The organism is Pseudomonas sp. 3MAES_34.3B (assembly GCF_058145875.1).
Genome location: NZ_CM176960.1, coordinates 3,913,426 through 3,933,838 on the forward strand (window position 1 = coordinate 3,913,426; position 20,413 = coordinate 3,933,838).

20 protein-coding genes are annotated in these 20,413 nt (G+C 58.9%); 13 read left to right on the forward strand and 7 right to left on the reverse strand.

The annotated features are described in order from the left end of the window. Positions 1 to 85: 85 nt before the first annotated feature. Positions 86 to 994, reverse strand: coding sequence for a 50S ribosomal protein L3 N(5)-glutamine methyltransferase (prmB, locus tag AC3Z8Y_RS17345; RefSeq protein ID WP_490086870.1), 909 nt, complete (start codon positions 992 to 994; stop codon positions 86 to 88). Between the two features lie 134 nt (positions 995 to 1,128). Here prmB and AC3Z8Y_RS17350 point away from each other — a divergent pair, with 134 nt between their 5' ends. The 7 genes from AC3Z8Y_RS17350 to budC all read left to right on the forward strand — a co-directional run bounded on the left by AC3Z8Y_RS17350 (position 1,129) and on the right by budC (position 7,249). Beyond that, on the forward strand, positions 1,129 to 1,719 hold the full coding sequence (locus tag AC3Z8Y_RS17350) for a cysteine hydrolase family protein (RefSeq protein ID WP_490086871.1): 591 nt from the start codon (positions 1,129 to 1,131) through the stop codon (positions 1,717 to 1,719). Between the two features lie 117 nt (positions 1,720 to 1,836). Beyond that, positions 1,837 to 2,160 (forward strand): hypothetical protein, encoded by a 324-nt coding sequence (locus tag AC3Z8Y_RS17355; protein WP_181111619.1) that lies wholly within the window; start codon positions 1,837 to 1,839, stop codon positions 2,158 to 2,160. A 34-nt stretch (positions 2,161 to 2,194) separates the two neighbouring features. Continuing rightward, positions 2,195 to 2,752 (forward strand): Smr/MutS family protein, encoded by a 558-nt coding sequence (locus AC3Z8Y_RS17360; RefSeq protein WP_181111618.1) that lies wholly within the window; start codon positions 2,195 to 2,197, stop codon positions 2,750 to 2,752. 90 nt (positions 2,753 to 2,842) lie between these two features. Then, entirely contained in the window at positions 2,843 to 3,388 is a 546-nt protein-coding gene (folE, locus tag AC3Z8Y_RS17365) for a GTP cyclohydrolase I FolE (protein WP_181111617.1), read from the forward strand. A gap of 276 nt (positions 3,389 to 3,664) precedes the next feature. Then, a protein-coding gene (locus AC3Z8Y_RS17370) for an IS3 family transposase (protein WP_490086872.1) occupies positions 3,665 to 5,052 on the forward strand; the annotation gives its coding sequence in 2 pieces (ribosomal slippage) (positions 3,665 to 4,181 and positions 4,181 to 5,052; 1,389 coding nt in all). Positions 5,053 to 5,210: 158 nt separating this feature from the next. Then, the gene (locus AC3Z8Y_RS17375) at positions 5,211 to 6,407 is read left to right on the forward strand and encodes a benzoate/H(+) symporter BenE family transporter (protein ID WP_490086873.1); all 1,197 of its coding nucleotides are present in this window, start codon (positions 5,211 to 5,213) and stop codon (positions 6,405 to 6,407) included. Positions 6,408 to 6,484: 77 nt separating this feature from the next. Then, positions 6,485 to 7,249: a meso-2,3-butanediol dehydrogenase gene (budC, locus tag AC3Z8Y_RS17380; RefSeq protein ID WP_490086874.1), complete on the forward strand. Its 765-nt coding sequence runs from the start codon at positions 6,485 to 6,487 to the stop codon at positions 7,247 to 7,249. A gap of 86 nt (positions 7,250 to 7,335) precedes the next feature. Here the strand turns inward: budC and pyrF are convergent, their stop codons facing one another. Next, positions 7,336 to 8,037, reverse strand: a complete 702-nt coding sequence (gene pyrF / locus AC3Z8Y_RS17385) for an orotidine-5'-phosphate decarboxylase (protein WP_490086875.1) — start codon at positions 8,035 to 8,037, stop codon at positions 7,336 to 7,338. A gap of 151 nt (positions 8,038 to 8,188) precedes the next feature. Between pyrF and AC3Z8Y_RS17390 the strand changes: the two genes are divergently transcribed. After that, positions 8,189 to 8,356: a DUF2897 family protein gene (locus AC3Z8Y_RS17390; RefSeq protein WP_181111613.1), complete on the forward strand. Its 168-nt coding sequence runs from the start codon at positions 8,189 to 8,191 to the stop codon at positions 8,354 to 8,356. 58 nt (positions 8,357 to 8,414) lie between these two features. After that, positions 8,415 to 8,978 carry a TetR/AcrR family transcriptional regulator gene (locus AC3Z8Y_RS17395; RefSeq protein ID WP_490086876.1) on the forward strand — a complete coding sequence of 188 codons (564 nt, stop codon included), beginning with the start codon at positions 8,415 to 8,417 and terminating at the stop codon, positions 8,976 to 8,978. 386 nt (positions 8,979 to 9,364) lie between these two features. Here AC3Z8Y_RS17395 and fabF read toward each other — a convergent pair whose 3' ends face one another. The 3 genes from fabF to AC3Z8Y_RS17410 form a co-directional block, all read right to left on the reverse strand. Next, positions 9,365 to 10,636 carry a beta-ketoacyl-ACP synthase II gene (gene fabF / locus AC3Z8Y_RS17400; protein WP_490086877.1) on the reverse strand — a complete coding sequence of 424 codons (1,272 nt, stop codon included), beginning with the start codon at positions 10,634 to 10,636 and terminating at the stop codon, positions 9,365 to 9,367. Between the two features lie 201 nt (positions 10,637 to 10,837). Further along, positions 10,838 to 11,152, reverse strand: coding sequence for a ComEA family DNA-binding protein (locus tag AC3Z8Y_RS17405; RefSeq protein WP_490086878.1), 315 nt, complete (start codon positions 11,150 to 11,152; stop codon positions 10,838 to 10,840). A gap of 104 nt (positions 11,153 to 11,256) precedes the next feature. Then, entirely contained in the window at positions 11,257 to 12,348 is a 1,092-nt protein-coding gene (locus tag AC3Z8Y_RS17410; RefSeq protein ID WP_490086879.1) for a lactonase family protein, read from the reverse strand. A 169-nt stretch (positions 12,349 to 12,517) separates the two neighbouring features. On the opposite strand from AC3Z8Y_RS17410, the gene AC3Z8Y_RS17415 reads away from it, so the two are divergent. Then, positions 12,518 to 12,784, forward strand: coding sequence for a hypothetical protein (locus AC3Z8Y_RS17415; RefSeq protein ID WP_490086880.1), 267 nt, complete (start codon positions 12,518 to 12,520; stop codon positions 12,782 to 12,784). Positions 12,785 to 12,954: 170 nt separating this feature from the next. Beyond that, positions 12,955 to 14,514, forward strand: a complete 1,560-nt coding sequence (locus AC3Z8Y_RS17420; RefSeq protein WP_490086881.1) for a hypothetical protein — start codon at positions 12,955 to 12,957, stop codon at positions 14,512 to 14,514. A gap of 15 nt (positions 14,515 to 14,529) precedes the next feature. Here AC3Z8Y_RS17420 and AC3Z8Y_RS17425 read toward each other — a convergent pair whose 3' ends face one another. Further along, positions 14,530 to 15,999: a hypothetical protein gene (locus AC3Z8Y_RS17425; protein ID WP_490086882.1), complete on the reverse strand. Its 1,470-nt coding sequence runs from the start codon at positions 15,997 to 15,999 to the stop codon at positions 14,530 to 14,532. 217 nt (positions 16,000 to 16,216) lie between these two features. On the opposite strand from AC3Z8Y_RS17425, the gene AC3Z8Y_RS17430 reads away from it, so the two are divergent. After that, complete coding sequence (locus AC3Z8Y_RS17430; RefSeq protein WP_490086883.1) at positions 16,217 to 17,086, forward strand: phytanoyl-CoA dioxygenase family protein; 870 nt, start codon at positions 16,217 to 16,219, stop codon at positions 17,084 to 17,086. A 1-nt stretch (position 17,087) separates the two neighbouring features. Here AC3Z8Y_RS17430 and AC3Z8Y_RS17435 read toward each other — a convergent pair whose 3' ends face one another. Further along, complete coding sequence (locus tag AC3Z8Y_RS17435) at positions 17,088 to 19,085, reverse strand: polysaccharide biosynthesis protein (RefSeq protein WP_490086884.1); 1,998 nt, start codon at positions 19,083 to 19,085, stop codon at positions 17,088 to 17,090. Between the two features lie 182 nt (positions 19,086 to 19,267). Between AC3Z8Y_RS17435 and AC3Z8Y_RS17440 the strand changes: the two genes are divergently transcribed. Beyond that, the gene (locus AC3Z8Y_RS17440) at positions 19,268 to 20,278 is read left to right on the forward strand and encodes a glycosyltransferase family 2 protein (RefSeq protein ID WP_490086885.1); all 1,011 of its coding nucleotides are present in this window, start codon (positions 19,268 to 19,270) and stop codon (positions 20,276 to 20,278) included. Positions 20,279 to 20,413: the final 135 nt, after the last annotated feature.

Below are 20,413 nucleotides of genomic sequence, written 5' to 3' on the forward strand. Positions count from 1 at the left end.
TTGGCTGTTTAGACTGCCACCGTGGCGCACTGACGCCTCGGCCAGGGCGAGTCCATGAAATTACATCTCACTCCCAACCTGGTAATCACGCCCGCTCGGCAAACAGCGCCTGGTGATCGCGGCACTGCTGGGCGGTGAGGCCAAATACGCCGTGGCCGCCGTGCTCGAACTCGAACCAGGTGAAATCCACTTCCGGGTACAGGGCCTGCACGTGCACCTGGCTATTGCCCACTTCCACCACCAGCAAGCCTTGCTCGGTGAGGTGGTCGGCGGCTTCGGCCAGCATGCGCCGCACCAGGTCCAGGCCGTCATCGCCGCACGCCAGGCCCAGGGCCGGCTCGTGGTGATACTCCGGCGGCATGTCGGCGAAATCCTCGGCATCCACGTAGGGCGGGTTGGAGACGATCAAGTCGAAACGCTGCCCCGGCAACTCCTCGAAACCATCGCCCTGCACGGTGAACACCCGCGCGTCCAGCTCATGCCGCTCGATATTCTGATTGGCCACTTCAAGGGCTTCGAAGGACAGGTCGGCGAGCACCACTTCCGCAGCCGGGAACGCCTGAGCGCACGCGATCCCGATGCAGCCCGAGCCAGTGCACAGGTCCAGGATGCGCGCCGGCGTTGCCGCCAGCCAAGGCGCGAAACGTTGGCCGATCAGCTCGGCAATTGGCGAACGCGGAATCAATACACGTTCATCCACCACGAACGGCATGCCGCAGAACCACGCTTCGCCCAGCAGGTAGGCGGCGGGGATGCGGTCCTTGATACGCCGGCGCAGCAGGTGCTGCACGTGGCTGAGCTCGTCGTCTTCCAGGCGGCAGTCCAGGTAGGCGTCGCTGATATCCCACGGCAGGTGCAAGGCGCCGACAACCAACTGCCGCGCTTCGTCCCAGGCATTGTCGGTACCGTGCCCGAAGTAGAGCCCTTCGGCATGGAAGCGGCTGACGGCCCAACGGATGTGGTCGCGCAGGGTGCGCAGGCGGGTGGTAATCACGGCAGGCTCCTCGAAAAAAGTGCCGTGGATTCTATCAGCCTGCGCTCAAGCCAGCGTGACTTCGCATTACAGTGATTCCCTTAACGGCTTCGGCAGTGGACAATACGCAAAAGCCCTATCCAAAGGAGCCCCTGATGCCCGATGTCAAGACGATGTTCCAACTCAGCGGTCGCGGCTATCCGCCGTTCACCCTGAGCAATGCCACGCTGATCATTATCGATGCGCAGAAGGAGTACCTCAGCGGCCCTCTGGCATTGTCGGGCATTGACGAAGCCGTCGATCACATCGCCCTGCTGCTGGACGCCGCGCGCAAGGCCAACCGGCCGATCGTGCACGTCAAACACCTGGGTATTCCCGGTGGCCTGTTCGACCCTCAGGGCGAGCGTGGGCGCTTTATCGACAAGGCCGCGCCGCTCGAAGGCGAGCACATCATCGAAAAGCGCATGCCCAACGCATTCAACAATACCGGCCTGCACGACCTGCTGCAGAGCCTGGGCCATGTGGACCTGATCGTGTGCGGTTTCATGACCCATTCGAGCATCAGCACCACTGTCCGTGCTTCCAAGGACTACGGTTACCGGTGCACGTTGGTAGAAGACGCCTGCGCTACCCGTGACCTGCCCTACAAGGACGGTGTGCTGAGCGCCGAACAGGTGAAGCAGGTAGGCATGGCCACCATGGCGGACAATTTCGCGGCGGTTACCGTTACCTCGAATGTGATCTAGTTCACAACCCGCACCGCCTGTCGATCAACCCGGCCACCGCAAGCCAATTGCCAGCCATGTCGGAACCCGAACCGCTGAAGCGGGTCGAAGGGCCGATATTCACCTGAGGAACTCCCGATGAAGCTATCCGACGACGGTTTTGACGCCCGCCGGCTTCGCCCTCGCGGTCCAAACCGGTGGCGGATGCGGTTGGGTGCAACCTTCGCGGCATTGCTGGCCACCTTTGGCATCCTGCTGGGCATGGCCGGCGCGGCCAGCCTGCTGGGCCGCCCACCCGCCCTTGAAGGCCTTGATACCAGCACCACCGGCGCCATCATCCAGGTGGTGTTCGGCCTGCTGTTCCTTTACCTGGGGATCATCGTGTGGCGGCGCTGCCGTCGGCGGATGCGGCGCACACAGGACCTGAACCTGGCGCCACACCTGATGAAAAAGCACGACTGACTCGCGTAGACTGGCCTCCTGTTTGGAGGCAACGATGCAAGACGACGATTTTTCCCTGTTCCAATCGGAAGTCCGGGGGGTAAAGCCCATCCGCCACGACCGCGCGGACACCGGCAAGCCACGCGCCGACCGCCAGCGGGTGCAAACTCTGCGCCAGGCGGCAACCGTACGCCAGGACGTGAAGGTCGTGGACGGGCTGTCCGATCAGTTCGTGATCGACGTAGGCCCCGAGGATGCGCTGGACTGGGCGCGGGACGGCGTGCAGGAAGGCCAGATGCGCAAGCTCAAGCTGGGCCAGATTGCCTTCGAAGGCAGCCTGGACCTGCACGGGATGCAAGTAGAAAAGGCCCGGGAGATCCTCTGGGAATTCCTTGCCGAAGCCACCCGCCTCGAGATCCGCTGCGTGCGGGTAACCCACGGCAAGGCTTCGCGCCTGGACGGCAAGCGGCCGATGATCAAGAGCCACGTGAACACCTGGCTGCGCCAGCATCCTCAGGTACTGGGCTTCACCTCGTGCCAGCCCCGCCACGGCGGCACCGGCGCGGTGTATGTGATGCTGCGGCGCACCATGCTCGAAGGGCGGGACGAATAACCGCACCCGCGCCGCCCAAGGCAGACTTGCGGCGCCTCATTGGCGGCCTTACCCTACGCGCCTGCGAAAAATTTTCTTACAGGTAATTTCATGTCCCTGGAACAGCAATACAGCGCCATTCTCGGTCAGATCGGCGAGGACATCTCGCGCGAGGGCCTGCTGGACACGCCCAAGCGGGCCGCCAAGGCCATGCAGTACCTCTGCCGCGGCTACGAGCAAACCCTGGAAGAAGTCACCAATGGTGCCCTGTTCAGCTCCGACAACAGCGAAATGGTGCTGGTGAAGGACATCGAGCTGTATTCCCTGTGCGAACACCACATGCTGCCCTTCATCGGCAAGGCTCACGTCGCTTACCTGCCTAACGGCAAGGTGCTGGGCCTTTCCAAGGTAGCGCGCATCGTGGACATGTATGCCCGCCGCCTGCAGATCCAGGAAAACCTCAGCCGCCAGATCGCCGACGCGATCCTGCAGGTCACCGGCGCCGCCGGCGTGGCCGTGGTGGTTGAAGCCAAGCACATGTGCATGATGATGCGCGGCGTGGAAAAGCAGAATTCCACCATGATCACCTCGGTGATGCTGGGCGAATTCCGCGACAACGCCGCCACCCGCATGGAATTCCTCGGGCTGATCAAATAATAATCAGAGCCACTGCCTAACTTTGTGGGAAGCAACTGCCTTGAGCTGTTTTTTTAGGCTCTTATTCGCGAGCTACGCCTGCGGCTCCGCCCGTCTCCCACAGAGTTCATCCTGACACCCCGCGGGCTCGCTCACACTTGTGGGAAGCGGCGGGGCCGGCCGTCCGGCGGAGCTCGCGAATAGGCGATTAATCCTGCATATGGCCTTTGAACCCATTCGCTAGCTTTGAGGCGCGCCCTAGAAGTTGGACATCCATCCAACCTCTGGGGTGTATTCATGAGCAAGTACAGTACGCAGTTCAAGCTTTCAGCGATCGGCGCCTTCCTCTCTGGGGCCTACGGTTTTCGCCGCGTTGGCGCCGACTTCGGCGTTGATCCCACGCTGCTGCGCCGCTGGATTGCGGCCTATAGGCAACATGGCGAACAGGGTGTCACGCCGCGTGCGCGCCAGTCGTACACCACCGAATTCAAGCTGATGGTACTGCAAACGAAGTGTCGCGATCACCTATCGCTTCGAGAGGTCGCGGCCCTGTTCAACCTCGGCTGTTCCAGCCAGGTGGGCAGATGGGAGCGTGAGTACTACAGTAGCGCCATCGAAGCCCCGCGCCCGGGGCCCCAGGAATTGCCTGTTGTCATGTCCAAGCCGAAATTTCCAAAACCCCAGACGCCCCTTCCATCCGAGTCGATCAAGGATGAAGACCTGACCCATGACCAGTTGCTGGCCAGGCTGTACCAGGCTCGGGTGGAGAACGCTTACCTAAAAAAGTTGAAGGCGTTAAGGGAGGAAAAGGAAAGGCAGGCGGCAGCCGGGAAGAAAAAGCCCGGATAGTCACCGCGCTGCGGTCGGACTTTGACCTTGATGCGCTGCTCAAGGCGGCCGGGCTGGCGCGCAGCACCTACTACTACCAACTCAAGGCGATTGCTGCCGGGGACATGAGCGCCCCGCTGAAAGCTGCGATCCAGAGCATTCAGGATCAGCACAAGGGCCGATACGGCTACCGCCGCGTGACCGCGACCCTGCGTCACGACGGGCAGCTGGTCAACAGCAAGAAAGTGCGTCGGCTGATGGGCGAGATGGGGCTTCAATGCAAGGTACGACCCAAGCGGTACAAGTCGTACAACGGCCTGATAGGGGTAGCCGCGCCCAACCTGCTGGCCCGGAATTTCAAGGCCGAGGCGCCGAATCAGAAGTGGGTGACCGACGTGACCGAGTTCAAGGTGGGCAGTGAAAAGCTGTACCTGTCGCCCGTGCTGGACTTGTACAACGGCGAGATCGTGGCCTATCAGCTCGCCGAACGCCCACAGTATGCGCTGGTGGGGCAAATGTTGGAGCAGGCTCTGAAGCGCTTGCCGGACGGTGCCACGCCGCTGCTGCACTCGGATCAGGGCTGGCACTACCGCTATCAGGAGTACCGCGACCGGCTACAGGCAGCGGGTCTGGAACAGAGCATGTCGCGCAAAGGTAACTGCTTGGACAACGCGGCCATGGAAAGTTTTTTCGGCACGCTCAAGACGGAGTTCTTCTACCGGGAGCGCTTTACCAGCATCGATCAGCTATGGACGGCGATTGAGGAATACATTCACTATTACAATCATTACCGCATCAAGATGAAGCTCGACGGCCTGAGCCCTGTGGCGTACAGGACCCAGGCCGCAGCAGCCTGATTTACTCGTCCAACTTTATGGGCGCATGCCACTTCGCCAGCTTCCTACAGGGTGAACGGCAACTGGCTACTGTATCGCTCAATGTTCCCCTCGCTGTACGGCTTGAATCCGGCAAGGCGGCGGTACCCTTCGTGAACCACACGCAAGGATCCGCCCCCATGCTCAGCGCAGCCCCTCCCCGCCTCCGACCGCTTGCCGACACCTCTGTATCCGCCGTAGTGGCAGGCTTCATTGCGATGATGACCGGCTACACCAGCTCGCTCATCCTCATGTATCAGGCTGGCCAGGCCGCCGGGTTGAGCGCGGGGCAAATTGCTTCGTGGATCTGGGCGCTGTCCATCGGCATGGCGCTGTGCAGCATCGGCTTGTCGCTACGCTACCGCACGCCAATCACCGTGGCCTGGTCCACGCCCGGCGCGGCCTTGCTGATCACCAGCCTGGGCGGCGTGAGCTACCCCGAGGCGATCGGCGCCTATCTCACCTGCGCGGCACTGGTAACGGTATGCGGCGTAACCGGTACGTTCGAACGGCTGGTGCGGCGCTTGCCAGGTTCGCTGGCTGCGGCGCTGCTGGCCGGCATTCTGTTCCGCATCGGTAGTGAAATCTTTATCGCGGCTCAGCACCAGACGCTGCTGGTGCTGGGTATGTTCTTCGCCTACCTGGTATGCAAGCGCGCCTCACCGCGCTACGCGGTGCTTGCGGCCTTGCTGGTGGGCCTGGCACTTGCAGCGGGCTTGGGTTTGCTCAACTTCAGCGGCGTAAGCCTTCAGCTGGCTGTACCCGTGTGGACCACGCCGGCCTTCTCCCTTGGCGCCACCATCAGCATCGCCATACCCCTGTTTGTGGTGTGCATGACCTCGCAGAACATGCCAGGCATGGCCGTGCTGCGCGCCGACGGTTATCAAGTGCCCGCCTCCCCTCTGATCACGGTCACCGGCATCGCTTCCCTGCTGCTGGCGCCCTTCGGCTCCCACGGCATCAACCTGGCGGCCATCAGCGCCGCCATCTGTACCGGGCCCCAGGCCCACGAGAACCCGGCGAAGCGATACACCGCGGCGGTGTGGTGCGGCGTGTTCTATGGCGCGGCCGGCACGTTCGGTGCCACGCTGGCTGCATTGTTTGCGGCCTTCCCGCGCGAGCTGGTGCTCTCCATCGCCGCGCTGGCGCTGTTCGGCTCCATCGTCAACGGCCTTACCCAGGCCATGGCCGAGCCGCGCGAACGGGAAGCCGCGCTGATCACCTTCATGGTCACTGCCTCGGGCATGACGCTGTTTTCCATCGGCTCGGCGTTCTGGGGCATCGTCGCAGGCGTGCTTACCTTGCTGATTCTGAATGCCAACCGGCGCGCAGCCTGAGCCGGGAAGCATAAAGGCGGAACCCTGCTCTTGCGGCGCTCTCAGAAAATGAGCCATTCATTTTTCAGGAGCTGGGCATGTTCAGGTTTGTCGACAAGGTTGTAATCGTTACAGGCGCCGGCTCTGGCATCGGGGCGGCCACCGCGCAGCGGTTCGGTGCGGAGGGCGCGCTGGTAACGCTGGTTGGGCGGGACAAGTCCAAGCTTGAGCGCATCGCCGCGCTGCTGCCGGAAGATAAAACCCTGGTAGTGGCAGCGGACGTCTCGTCCTGGGAAGCCGTGCAGGACGTGGTAAACCAGACCGTGGAGCGCTTCGGCAAACTGGACGTGCTGGTAAACAACGCGGGCGTGGCGCCTTCGGGCTCCCTCACCGATACGCCGATCGAAGACTGGCACAACGTGATGAGCATTGACGTGAACGGCGTGTTCTACGGCTGCCGCGCGGCAATGCCTCATCTGATCGAGAGCAAAGGCTCGATCATCAACCTGTCTTCGGTATCCGGCCTGGGCGGGGACTGGGGCATGAGCTTCTACAACGCGGCCAAGGGCGCGGTGAGCAACTTCACCCGCTCGCTGGCGCTGGAATACGGCCGCCAAGGCGTGCGTGTGAACGCCGTGTGCCCCGCGCTCACCTGGAGCGACCTCACGGCAGAGATGAAGAACGACGAAGCCCTGATGGCCAAGTTCGAAGAACGCATCCCCATGGGCCGCGCCGCCGAGCCTCAGGAGATTGCCGACGTGATTGCCTTCCTCGCCAGCGAGGACGCACGGTTCGTGAACGGCGTAAACCTACCGGTGGACGGCGGGCTGCATGCCTCGAACGGGCAGCCGCCACAGGCGTGAGGCTAGAGGGCCTATTTCTGGCTGGCGGCGGTTGTAGGACCTGCGGGGCCGGCCATCCGGCGTAAGCCAGGGAATGGACTGCCCGATCAGCCCTTGAGCTCAGCCACCACCCGCGCCAAGGCCTCGGCCGGGTTTGCCGCCTGGCTGATCGGGCGGCCGATCACCAGGTAATCGGAACCGGCATCCAGCGCCTGCCGCGGGGTGAGGATGCGGCGCTGGTCGTCCTGGGCGCTGCCGGCGGGCCGGATGCCGGGGGTAACCAGTTGCAGGCCTGGGTGCGCGCCTTTGAGCGCCGGCGCTTCCAGAGCGGAGCACACCAGGCCGTCCATCCCGGCTTTCTCGGCCAAGGCAGCCAGCCGCAGCACTTGCTCTTGCGGGTCTACATCCAGGCCGATGCCGGCCAGGTCTTCGCGCTCCATGCTGGTAAGCACGGTCACGCCAATCAACAGCGGCTTGTGGCCGCCCTTTTGCTCGAGCACTTCACGGCAGGCGCTCATCATGCGCAGGCCGCCCGAGCAGTGTACGTTCACCATCCATACGCCCATCTCGGCAGCCGCTTTCACCGCCATGGCCGTGGTGTTGGGGATGTCGTGGAATTTAAGGTCCAGGAACACTTCGAAGCCACGGTCGTTCAGCGCTTCGACGATGCCTGCCGCGCTGCTGGTGAACAGTTCCTTGCCCACTTTAACCCGGCACAGGGCAGGGTCCAGGCGATCCGCGAGTGCCAAGGCGGCTTCGCGGGTGGAAAAGTCCAAAGCGACAATAACGGGCGACTGGCAGGCAGGCATGTGAGCTCTCGGCGGCAAACAGGAAAACGGCGCGCATTGTAGCGGATTTGCTTCCCCGAGGGAGGGCATTTGGGCGGGAGTACATGCGCCTCGGGCCCTATACTGGAACCAACGCCAGGCGGCGTTACTCGAAGCGGTAAAGGAGGCTCTTATGCCCTGGTATGCGTGGTTGATCCTGTTGGTGGCTATCGGCTCTGTGGTCGGTGGCTTGATGGTATTGCGCCAAAGCGCACAAAAGCTGCCCTTGAGCGAAGCGCAGCTCAAGCGGGTGCATGAGCGGAATGCGGAAATGGACGCGAAAGAGGCGCGCGATCGCTAAGCCATAGCCGCTCAGGGTGATAGAATGTCGCATAACATTTCATCACCCTGGAGCCCTTATGCGATATTCCCAGGACCACAAGGCACAAACCTATCAGCGCATCCTGCGTGAAGCCAGCGCTCGCTTTCGCCGCGACGGCATTGCCGCCACCGGCCTGCAGCCGCTCATGAAAGCGCTGGGGCTTACCCATGGCGGCTTCTATGCACACTTCGCGTCCAAGCAGGCATTGGTAGAAACCGTACTGCGCGAAGCCACCGCTGAAATGGACACGGTGGTCGCCGAAGCTGCGGCCAATCCCACCCCAATCGAAGCCCTGATCGACCGCTACCTGAGCGAAGGCCACCGGGACCACCCGGAACGCGGTTGCCCCTTCCCCACGCTGGCTGCAGAGCTGGGCCAGCGCGGAGAGCCCAGCGAAATCGTGGATGAGGCTATCGAGGGCCGGCTGGCCTTGATTGCCAAACTGCTACCAGACGGAGACGCCGAGGCCCGTGCAACCGTGCTGTGGTCGTCGCTGGTAGGTGCCTTGGTGCTCGCGCGAAGCGTAAAAGATCCCGCCCTTTCCACCCGCATCCTCGAGGATGCGAAACGCTCGCTCAAGGCCAGTTATACCCAACGGTAGTTATCCAGCAAAACCTTGTGTCAACGTGTGGAAAAGCTGGGGGGCGAGCGCTGGAGGCCGCAGCGCTCGTGGCTTTGCAGCCATTGAGCAGTTTACGATCAACTGCTTCAGGGTTGTACACAAAGCGCGGGGACGCTTGTGTGGATAACCGTTGCACAACACCCTGGAAGCCACGGCTGGCATGGCTTGCGGCGATATGATCAATTTTTGATCAGCCAAATCCGCTGTTCATGAGTTATACAGCGATTGCCCTATGTGATTGTAAACCCGGCACTTATCCCTCTAAAACTTGCATGGCGCTGTGCATAAGCTGGGGGAACACCCCGCAAACCCACGGCTGGCGCGGGCTTACGGCAACTGATCAAAAACTGAACAGCCCTGTAGAATTAGTCCATCCAGCGGCGGAAGATTACGCTGGCGTTCACCCCACCGAAGCCGAACCCATTGGACAACGCATAGCTTGTGGATAGCGGTGTAGGTTCGTCCGGCCCCGCTACGTTAAGCGCACCCACTGCCTCATCCGCTTCACAGTAATTTAGCGTAGGCGGCGCTAGCTGATCCCTCAGCGCAAGCACGGTGAAGATAGCCTCCAGGCCACCCGCAGCGCCGAGCAAATGGCCCGTAGCGGATTTCGTGGCCGAGATGGTCAGCTCCGGCGCATCCCCGAACACCGCCTTCACCGCCTGTAGCTCCGCACGGTCGCCGACCGGCGTGGAGGTAGCGTGCGCATTGATATGCCCGACCTGCCGGGGTTCGATGCCTGCCTGGGCCAACGCCGCCTGCATCGCACGCTGCGCGCCGTTTCCGTCGTCTGGTGCTGCCGTGAGATGGTAGGCATCCGCCGAGGTGCCATAACCTACCAGTTCTGCCAACGGCACCGCGCCACGGGCTTGGGCATGCTCGAGCGTTTCGATTACCAGCAGCCCAGCGCCCTCGCCCATCACGAAGCCGTCTCTGTCTTTATCGAAGGGGCGGGAGGCCTCGAGGGCTACGGCATTGGGTGACACCGCCCGGGCAGCAGCAAAGCCGGCAAGGCTCACGCGATCGATGGCCGCCTCTGTTCCGCCGCACAGCGCGATATCCGCTTCGCCGGCGCGAATCATCCGCGCAGCATCCCCTATGGCTTGAACGCCCGCCGCGCACGCCGTTACAGGGGCGCCCAACGGTCCGCGAAAGCCATAGCGGATCGAGACGTTACCCGCGGCCAGGTTAACCAGGAACGATGGAATCGTGAACGGAGACAGCCGCCGAGGGCCGCGCTCGTCCGTGGTGCGCACCGCCTCGGCAATGGTGCCGAACCCGCCGATGCCTGAACCGATCACTGTTGCAGTGCGGGCACGAGCCTCATCATCCGCCGGTGCCCATCCCGCCTGCTTCAAGGCCTCTTCGGCAGCGGCCAAGGCATACACAATGAATGGCGCCATTTTCTTCTGGTCCTTGCCGCTTACCACGGATTCGGGATCGAAGCCGGCGGTCGGGTCTTCATCCCGCGAAGGTATACGCCCCGCTACCGCCACGGACAGCCCTTCCACTGTAGCGGGATCAAGCGGCCGAATGCCCGACTCCCCGGCAATCAACCGGGCCCAGTTGGCTGCTACACCAGCACCCAGGGGCGACACCGCGCCCATGCCGGTTACCACAATGCGAGGCGCGTTCATGGGCGGCCTCCACGGTGCAAGCGAATAAAGTGCAGTGCACGGTTGCAGGTTTCAGACAGGGACATGAAGGGCTCTCCACAACGCTTGGATGACAGTTATCATGCAAAGAGCTTGCGATGCGCAGGCTTAAGATGTCAACCAGCATTTAAAGAGCGGTAGGCCTGCCCTCCTTCATTAGCGAGGGCAAGGCTTGCGGAGCGGTTATTTAACAGCGAGGCGGTCGCGGTTCTTGTCCAGCAGGGATTTCCCGATCCCTTGCACCTCAAGCAGCTCGTCAACTGACGTAAAGGCGCCGTTCTGTTCACGGAACGCGACGATGGCTTGGGCTTTGGCCGCGCCAATACCGGCCAGCTCCTTCTGAAGGGTAGCGGCGTCTGCCGTGTTCAGGTTGACCAGGCTCTGGGCCATGGCCGCAGCGGAAGACGCGGGCGTGGCGCTGGTGGTATTGGCCTGAGCGGCGAGCGGAGTGATAGCCAGTGCAGCGAGGAGAATGGAAGAAAGGATTGTCTTGCGCATGGAATGCTCCTTGACAGGTTGCACGGCACGTCATGAGCCGTGCACCTACCTTAGCGGAGCTGAAATCGAATACCAGTGTATAGCTGTTAGCGAAGTTTTCCGTGTTACGGAAGCACCTCGATCCACAGCGCGCCATCCCCGGATGGGGCCTCGCTCACGCGGGTGATCTTGCCGTGTGGATGAATGCGATAGGTACCTACCACTTTGCTCATCTCACCACAGGCAATCAGCCACTGCCCGTTCGGCGAGATAGCAATATTGCGCGGCTGCTTCTCTTCGAGCTTATGGTTGTCGAGGTATTTCAGCTGGCCACCGTCTGCCACTTCGAACACGCTCACCGAACTGGTGGTGCGCTCGGTGATGTAAAGCAGCTTGCCGCCGGGCACTAGGCGGATGTCCGCGCACCACACGCGGGGCGTGGGGTCATCGGCCAAATTGTTATTGCGGTTGTCGCGCACAAGGCCTTCGCTCAGGTTGAGCGAAGCAGGGATGCCGCTTTCAACGCCAACCTGGGTGAGCGCACCGGTTTGCGCGTCGATAGCAAAGGAGATCACCGTGCCGCTCATCTCACCGACCACGAACATGTAACGGCCATCTTCCGAGAAAGCCATATGCCGTGGGCCGGTGTTCTCATCGACAGTTACAAACCCTTCTCCGATTGGCTGCAGTTCGCCCTTCTGATCGTTCAGGGTGTATTGCAGTACGCGATCGACACCCAGTACGCACGCGTATACGAAGCGGTTGCTTGGGTCTGTACGCACCGAGTGCGCATGCAGGCCGCTGGGGTACTTGCGGATCGACTCAAGTACCTGGAGCTCGTCGTCGATGGGCTGCAGGGTTACCACGTCCTCCCCGTAGGAAGCGCCGAAGAGGAAGCGACCTCGGCGATCGGTGGCCATGTACGACAACCCCGCGCCAAGCGGTGCCTCGGCACGGCGTGTGAGCTTGCCGCTGCCGGCGTCCACGCTGAAGCTCACCACCTGCGGTGGCTGGCCGCGCAGCGCGCCGTACAGGGTGCTGCCGTCCGGTGAAAGCGACAGTGCGTTCACCTTCTCCCCCGCTTCAACCTGCTCAACCAGGCTCAGCTCACCGGTTTCGTCATTGAGGTGGTAATGAGTGATCAGCCCATCGTTGGGGCTGGAAATGTAGGCATAGCTCATGGCGGTCCCTCGGCAGGCAGTCAGATAGGCAGTCATCCTATGACCACTCGGCAACGCACTCAACCTCTGCCGCTGATCCGGGGCGTGTAACAGAAGGTGACGTTTCCATTGCACCACTTTGCAAAGGGGTGTCTAAAGTGAAGGAGAGCGCTAGCCGAAACCAGAACAAGGCCTACCGAACGCCGCTGATTGACGGAGATTCCCCATGAACAACGACATCTATTTGCTGATCGAGCACGGCCGGGAATACGGCGAAGCCTACGTACTGGGCTGGTTCGAGAACGAAGCCACCGCCAGGGAAGCGGCGTTGAAGATGGAATGGGACGCCTACCGTGCCGAGCTGAGGCACCCTTCGGGCTGGTTCAACGAAAAGCCCGTGCCGCCTAGCGAGGCGGATTACAAACGTTACTGGGTGAAGCCGTTGAGCAAGTTTGCGTATGCGCCGGTGGAGATTCCGGCGCAGGTGCATTGAGCCTATCGGCCTGATTCTGAGGAGCTCTAAGGCATGCGAGTGCGCCTTAAGGGGGCTCCTCCTTGCTAAGGGTATGAAAGGTCTCTACTCCTGCAGCGCCTTCAAAACACTACCCTCAACTAGGCATAGCAGGCATAGTGCTGTCATTTTACTGATGAGACGCGGGAAAGATGGACGGCATTATCAAGCAGAGGGCACTAAGCCCTGGATGGCTATTTGTTATTTCGCTCTCGCTGGTCGCCTTGAATTTCCTATGGCAGGGCCACGATGGCTTCAACTTATGGGATGAAGGGTATCTTTGGTACGGGGCCAGGCAAATCAATGCGGGCGAGATCCCGCTTCGCGATTTCATGGCCTACGATCCTGGTCGATACTACTGGTCGGCCGCCTTTCTCGCTTTGGGCAATGATAGCGGCATAATCGCACTCAGAGTGTCAGTAGCGGCCTTCCAGGTTCTCGGGCTTTGGGCGGGCCTATGGACAATTGCACAAAACCTGAAATGGCCAAAACTCCAACAAGTTGTTTATCTATGTATTGCAGCCATTGCCCTTATGGGCTGGATGTACCCACGCCATAAGATTTTTGATATATCCATCTCTATGATGGTTGTTGGAGTACTGGCGTACATGCTGAATCGCCCCGATCGCGGGCGGTGCTTTGTAGCTGGTTTAACCGTTGGGCTTGCTGCAGTCTTTGGGCGAAATCATGGCGTATATGGGGCATTAGCCAGCATATTGGCGATCGCGTGGCTAACTGTTCCAGAATGGCGAACGGAGCCAATTCGTCATCGGCTGGCTGCCTGGGCAACAGGTGTGTTTGTGGGTTTCCTCCCAGTATTGCTGATGTGCCTGATCATTCCGGGGTACGTGTCAGCGTTTCTCGACTCAATTGTTTTCATGCTTGGGCAAGGGAACACGAATCTTCCACTACCTGTCCCTTGGCCTTGGACAGTGGGATGGGGGACAGCTGGAGCTGTGATCGAGGCCAGATGGTTTCTCATCGGGCTATGTTTCATTGCCCTTATCCTGTTTGGAACGGTCTCGCTCATCTGGGCTTTCCGTGCACGGATAAAGGGGTTGGAGGTTAACCCGTCACTGGTAGCAGTTGCCTGTGCAGCGCTTCCCTACTCTCACTATGCCTTCGCAAGAGCCGACGTAGGTCATCTTGCTCAAGGGATATATCCGCTGTTGCTGGGTATATTTCTGATTGCAGCGACTTTGCGTCTGAACATAACCCGCATGGCTACCGCTCTGTTAACTGCTGGGGTAAGCATGTTCATACTTGCGGCTTGGCACCCAGGTTGGCTAGCACGGACCCAGGCGGGTTGGGAACCAATAGATGTTGGTCAATCGCACTTGCGAATGGACCCAAGCACAGCCGAGGCTGTGAAATTGCTGCGAAGCCTGACCGCAGAATACGCGGCTGACGGAAGGTCTGTGCTGGTGCTGCCTTTCTGGCCGGGCGCTTATCCACTTCTGGACCGCCACGCGCCCGTGTGGGAGATATATGCACTGTCTCCCAGAAGCGACGACTTCCAGCGACAAGAGATCGAGCGTATCCGACACGCCAACCCGGGATTTGTCTTGGTTTTCGACATGGCGATGGACGGGCGAGAGGAACTAAGATTTTCAAACTCGCATAGGCTCATAAACGAATATATCATTCAAAACTTCGTGCAGACAGAATCATCACCGGACCCGGCATACAAAATATACAAGGCCCGGAACTAGCCGGGCATGCATTAATCAACTGGGATCTGGGGCTTTCGACGGGCCAGCAAGCATCGGGGCTCGTCTGGAGCCCACGGTGGCGGCCAGAAATACGAAAACAACTACCAAGATGACGACCGTCTGGTAGGAGTCCAAAGACATCCATGGGCCTTGCCGACTGAAATAGTATTGCCAATCATGCCCCTGCAGGCTAGTCCCCGCGGCATACGCTTTATCCACATGCTTTTTCAGACTGAACATTGGCAGCGCAATAATAATTGCTGCGCCGAGCGTCAAACTTCGCTGCAAGACAGACCATCGTTGGAGCGCGAAAAGCGTGACGATAGCGGGCAATATGACAATCCACTGCCTGCTTTCCGAGCCGAACAGTATGAATGGCAGGAACGCAATCACCGCTGATGACAACCCTATTTGCGCAGCGCTTGTGCTTCTCGACAAGAGCCCCCACAACACGAGAAGCACCGCAGGCGTGAGTCCGACAAAATGTGCGATCAATGGCTTAGCGGGAAGGGCCAGAGACTGGTAGCTCATGAATTCTACCAATGGAGGTCCAGTATACCCGCTCGACCAGTTCACTAAAAACGACACAAGATAAGCGCCCAGTGCCGCGACAAAAAGGCCAGCTATCGCAAGCTTGACCCGTAGTGATTGCCAGACCTCCCCGCCTACTAAGCGAGCACAAACGATCCAGGCCAAAAATACGAATTGAAGAACCACCATGGCCGTGGACAACTTCCTCAATTCGATCAGGGAAGTGACACCATTCAGTTGGCTGCTGTGCTGGCTGATAGAGATATCAGGTATGTTCTCCAGCAGTGGCAGGCCCATCCGGGCGGCCACACATACAACTACCAAGGTGAGCAGTACCCTGCAAGCGGTTATCCAGTGACGTCCTTCATTCAATGGCGACAGGGCTACCCCAGGTTTGAATGCAAGCAGCGCCAAAGGCACCAAAAAAACACCCGGCATGATCCAGAATGAAGCTGGAATCAAGAACCACAACAGTAAATCTTTTCGATGAGCCCAACTCCAAATGGCCAGACAGCCCATAAATACGGCTGCATGGTCCGTTAACAGCGGATAATAAGATGGAATTACGAGCACTGGCCAAGCCAGCGCATAAAGCGCAAGAGATATACGCGCGGCGCGCTCTGCCACTTCAAGGCGAATCATGGCGGTGTACAGCAATACCGCGCTCAACGAGATCAGCACCATATTAAATACGGCCTGCCCGAACAGTATCGCGTGAGGGGAAAAACTGGCATACCCTAGAGCCAACCCGAATGCGAGGCCAGGAAGACGAATAGTATGATAAGGGTCAGCAGCAATAGAACCGCCGTTTGCAAGTATGCTAATCAGCCTTAGGTATCCGGCCCCATCCCAGCCCGCCCCGTCATTCACTGGAATGCTACCGCAGACCAAACGACTTACAATCTGCGAAAAAAACACTATCACAAAAACCGAAACTTTCTTTGAAGCATTCATAGGCAAGCTTACTACTCGGCCGAGGAGTCCTATCCATCAGGGTCGTCCTGATTGGTGTTTTGCAAATTATTACGCCCGACATAATCAGTAATAGAAGTTGAAAAATCAAGTCCAACCAGCCGAAACCGGATGAGAATCGCGCTAACACCCTTGGTGCGCTACACTCGCGCAGGACAGCGGCAGACGCCGGCCTTTCTGTAGCCCTTGGAATTTCGACGTGATCAACCTAAGCAGACTCTTCAAGCGGCCCTCGCCGCCGCCCGTAGATACATCACCGTGGGACAGGGACGGCTTTTTGAAGCTGCCCGGCTTTTATTCGCATGCCGAGATCGACCAAGCCAGGGAGGCCCAGGAGTCTGCCTGGCGTGAGCGGCACCCTCGCATTGTCGTTGACGACCTGGTAACCGGAAAAAGGCTCAAGCTTCGGGACGTGGACACCCAAGCCGCGAAAACGCATCGTTTCAAGCTCAATGACCTCTACCTGGAAATTGACGCTATCCGCGGCCTTGCGCTCAATGACCGAATATCTCCGCTACTGAACAAGTTACTTGGAGAGAAGGTTGTTTTGTGCAACTCCCTAAGCTTCGATCAGGGAAGCAGCCAACCGGATCATGTGGACGCTTTGTACATGACCCCACGCACTCCTCATAGCTTGGTTGCTATATGGGTCGCGCTGGAAGATTGCCATATGGACGCAGGCCCTCTTCGCTACTATCCAGGCAGCCATAAGATCCCTGCGTACCGCTTCTCCAATGGATCACTGCATTTCGTGCCTGACGAAATGAACGCATGGCATGCTCACATGGAGCAGCAGATCTCGGAAAGAAATCTTGAAGCTGAAACGTTTGCAGCCAAGAAGGGTGATGTGTTCATCTGGAGCTGCTACCTCCTACACGGGGGCATGCCAATCGCCGACCCCGCTCGCACCAGAAAGAGTCTCGTCTTCCACTACTACACCGAAAGCGACTGTATTGAGAACGAGTGTACGCTGGTTGAAGACGCCGGTGCGTTCTGGATGCACCGCGCCCATCAACCAACGAACGGGGAGCCAGCAGGAGAGCTGCCGCCGTTGCCTGTGAACCGGTGAGTCACTCTGCATCCGAACGCTGCTGCAAGTGAAACCAGTCGACGATAGTATCCTGCGGTTCATATCCAATTACGGTCTGCCGCAGGATCGTTCGCACTTGCTGGAAATCTTCATTTCTCAGAGCCCCTTGCAGGGCTGCCAGCTTGCGCTTCAATTCATCCCAGGCGATGCTTTCTTCATGCGCACACATGATCATGGGGTGGCGCGTCGGGACCACGTCCTCACCGATCAGCAATTCCTCGTATAGTTTCTCCCCCGGCCGCAAACCAGTGAACTCTATGGCAATATCCCCATGAGGATTTCGCTCGGAGCGAACGCTCATACCGGCTAGGCGTATCATTTTTTCAGCGAGTTCGGCGATCAAAACGGGCGGCCCCATATCCAGTACAAATACTTCGCCCCCCCCTCCCAAGCCGCCAGCTTGAATGACAAGCTGAGCGGCTTCTGGAATAGTCATGAAATAACGCGTTATCTTTGGGTGCGTAACAGTGAGCGGCCCTCCAGCACAGATCTGTTTATGGAACAGCGGTATAACAGACCCTGATGACCCTAGAACGTTACCGAACCTGACCATCGCAAACCGTGTTCGATTGACCTGGGCAACATTGGAAGGATCTTCAAATAGAACCGGGGCCGCTTCGCGGCTAAGTCCCTGAAGAATCAACTCGGCCAACCTTTTGGTGCTACCCATGATATTCGTCGGCCGCACGGCTTTATCGGTTGAAATCAGTACAAAGTTAGACACGCCTGCTCGAACTGCTGCCTGGGCCAGATGCAAGGTCCCAAAGACATTGTTCAGTACCCCTTCGGAAATATTTTGCTCTACAATCGGAACGTGCTTATAAGCTGCCGCGTGATAGACCGTTTCCACGCGCCAGGCTTGCAACGTTTGGCGAAGCTTGCCTGAATCCCTTACCGATCCCAGGATCGGAACAACCCGCGTATTCAGGGAATGCCTGATCAGCAATTGCTCGAGCTCCCCACTGATCGCGTAGAGGTTGAACTCGCTGTGATCGAACAGCAGCAGCTGCAACGGCTCCAGAAGAAGAATCTGCCGGCACAGTTCTGAGCCGATCGACCCACCTGCACCGGTCACCAGTACAACCCTTCCACTCACGCACTGCCTCAGTAAATCAGGCTGTGCGGGTACAGGATCGCGGCCAAGCAGATCGGCAACGTCGACTTCCTGAATGTCCTCCACTTTCACCCTGCCACTTGCAAGGTCAGAAAGATTTGGCACGCTGCGAACGTGGAGCGGGAAGGATTCTAAGTATTCAAGGATTTCCCTACGCCGCCCGCGGCTCAATGAGGGTAATGCCAGCAGGACTTCGGTGGCTCCTGTTTCCTCTATCATTCTCTTCATGTGCCTGGGCTTATAAACCTGTAGCCCCGCAATGACTCGCCTGGTCAGGCCTGGATCATCATCAATAAAAGCTACCGGCCGCATGGCCTTGCCCATTCGCAGCGCGGAAACCAACTGGTTACCCGCTACACCCGCACCATATATCACAACCTTGGTATAGCTTTCGTCTCTACCCAGGAATGGTACGTGGCTGGCCCCGGTAAACCAGTCACCGAGAAAGAACTGTCGCATTGCCAATCGAAGCCCACCTAGAATCACAAGGCTGAGCCACCAATAGTTGAAAATAATTGATCTTGGGACGACGGCTTTGTGATTACTGAACCAGAATATTACCAATGCCAGAACAAGTGCGGCGAGACTGACAGCTTTGAATATCGTGACAAGGGCGTCGTTACCAAAGTAACGCATCACCGCACGATACATTCCCAGACGTATGAAAAGCGGGATCGACACAAGGGGAGCGGCGGCAAAGAGCCAAAGATAGTCCCCGACCGGATTGATAAGGTCTTCGATTCCCAGGCGAACTACAAACGCCATCCATAACGCCAGCCAGACAAGCCCGATGTCCACTACTACCTGAATAAGGCGTTTTTGTCGCCTTGGCAGCGCCAACAAAAGTCTTCTTAGTCTGTCCACCAGCGCCCCTGCAATCAACTGTAACTATTTTTGGAACCATTCGGGCCCGGCATTGTCTGCATGCGGTTACGCCCCGATTGGCTGCGAAGAGCACGTCTGTTATGGTGCCCCCGCTTCGAATCACCACGGTCAACACAGACTATGCCAGAAATACAGCCGACGGAAGGCGCGGGTATGCCTCAATGATACAAATCAAGGGAAAGGCGGAATTCGATACGGCGGCCCAGATGACGCCCCAGCCCGCGGGAGAGGCTATCCAGGCTACAACCGGGCCGCAGTCTTCGAGCATTGCAATCTTGATGTGTACCTATAATGGGGAACGCTTTCTTGAGCAGCAGCTCGATTCGATTATTGGTCAAAACCATACAAGATGGCATCTTTATATTTCAGATGATGGCTCGACTGACGCCACCCTTTCGATACTGCAACGCTACTCCTCCCTCCTCCGGGATCGATTCACATTATTTACTGGCCCCAGGATGGGGTTCGCTGCAAATTTCCTGTCCCTGATGCGTAGGGATGAGGTGTATGCCGACTATTACGCATTCAGCGATCAGGATGACATTTGGTATACCGACAAACTGAGCCGGGCGCTTGTGGCCCTATCCGATTGTTCGCAGGGGGCTCTGCTGTACTGTGGTAGAACCCGGCTCGTGGACGAACGCGGCGCCGTGCTTGGTGAGTCTCCTGCCTTCGTCAGGCCGCCCAGGTTCTCCAATGCCCTCGTACAAAGCTTGGCAGGGGCTAATACGATGGTGTTCAACGAAACGACCCGTCGCCTGATAGGCCGAGTAGGCGAAGGCTCAAAGATCGTCGCTCACGACTGGCTCGCTTACCTTCTGGTATCAGCGGTAGGTGGGACCGTCCTCTATGACCCGCGACCTTGCCTGGACTATCGCCAGCACGACGACAACCTGATTGGTGGAAATGCCTCCATCATGGATCGGGTCCGGCGATTGTCCATGATGCTTTCCGGCCGCTTCGCTCAGTGGAACACTGTGAACATCGAGATACTCTCCACGATTGATGAGTTGATAACCTCTGAAAACCGGCAGACTCTAGCGCTTTTTGTCGCTGCGCGCGCCAAAGCGGGCTTGGCCGCTCTGCTGCTGCTCAGGCGCGCAGGCGTCTATCGACAGACCTTCCTTGGAAATATGAGCCTGGCTGTTGCAAGCCTGATAAAACGCGTTTAAAAACAACCCCCTGCCGCAGCGGCAAAGCTGGCAGCTTCGGGCGTACTTGCCCTGACGGGAGGGGTCACGGGAAGTGATAGTGAATATTTCTAAAGGAATGGGTTCCGGCCCCGCAGGTTTCTTGCGCAGCTTCTG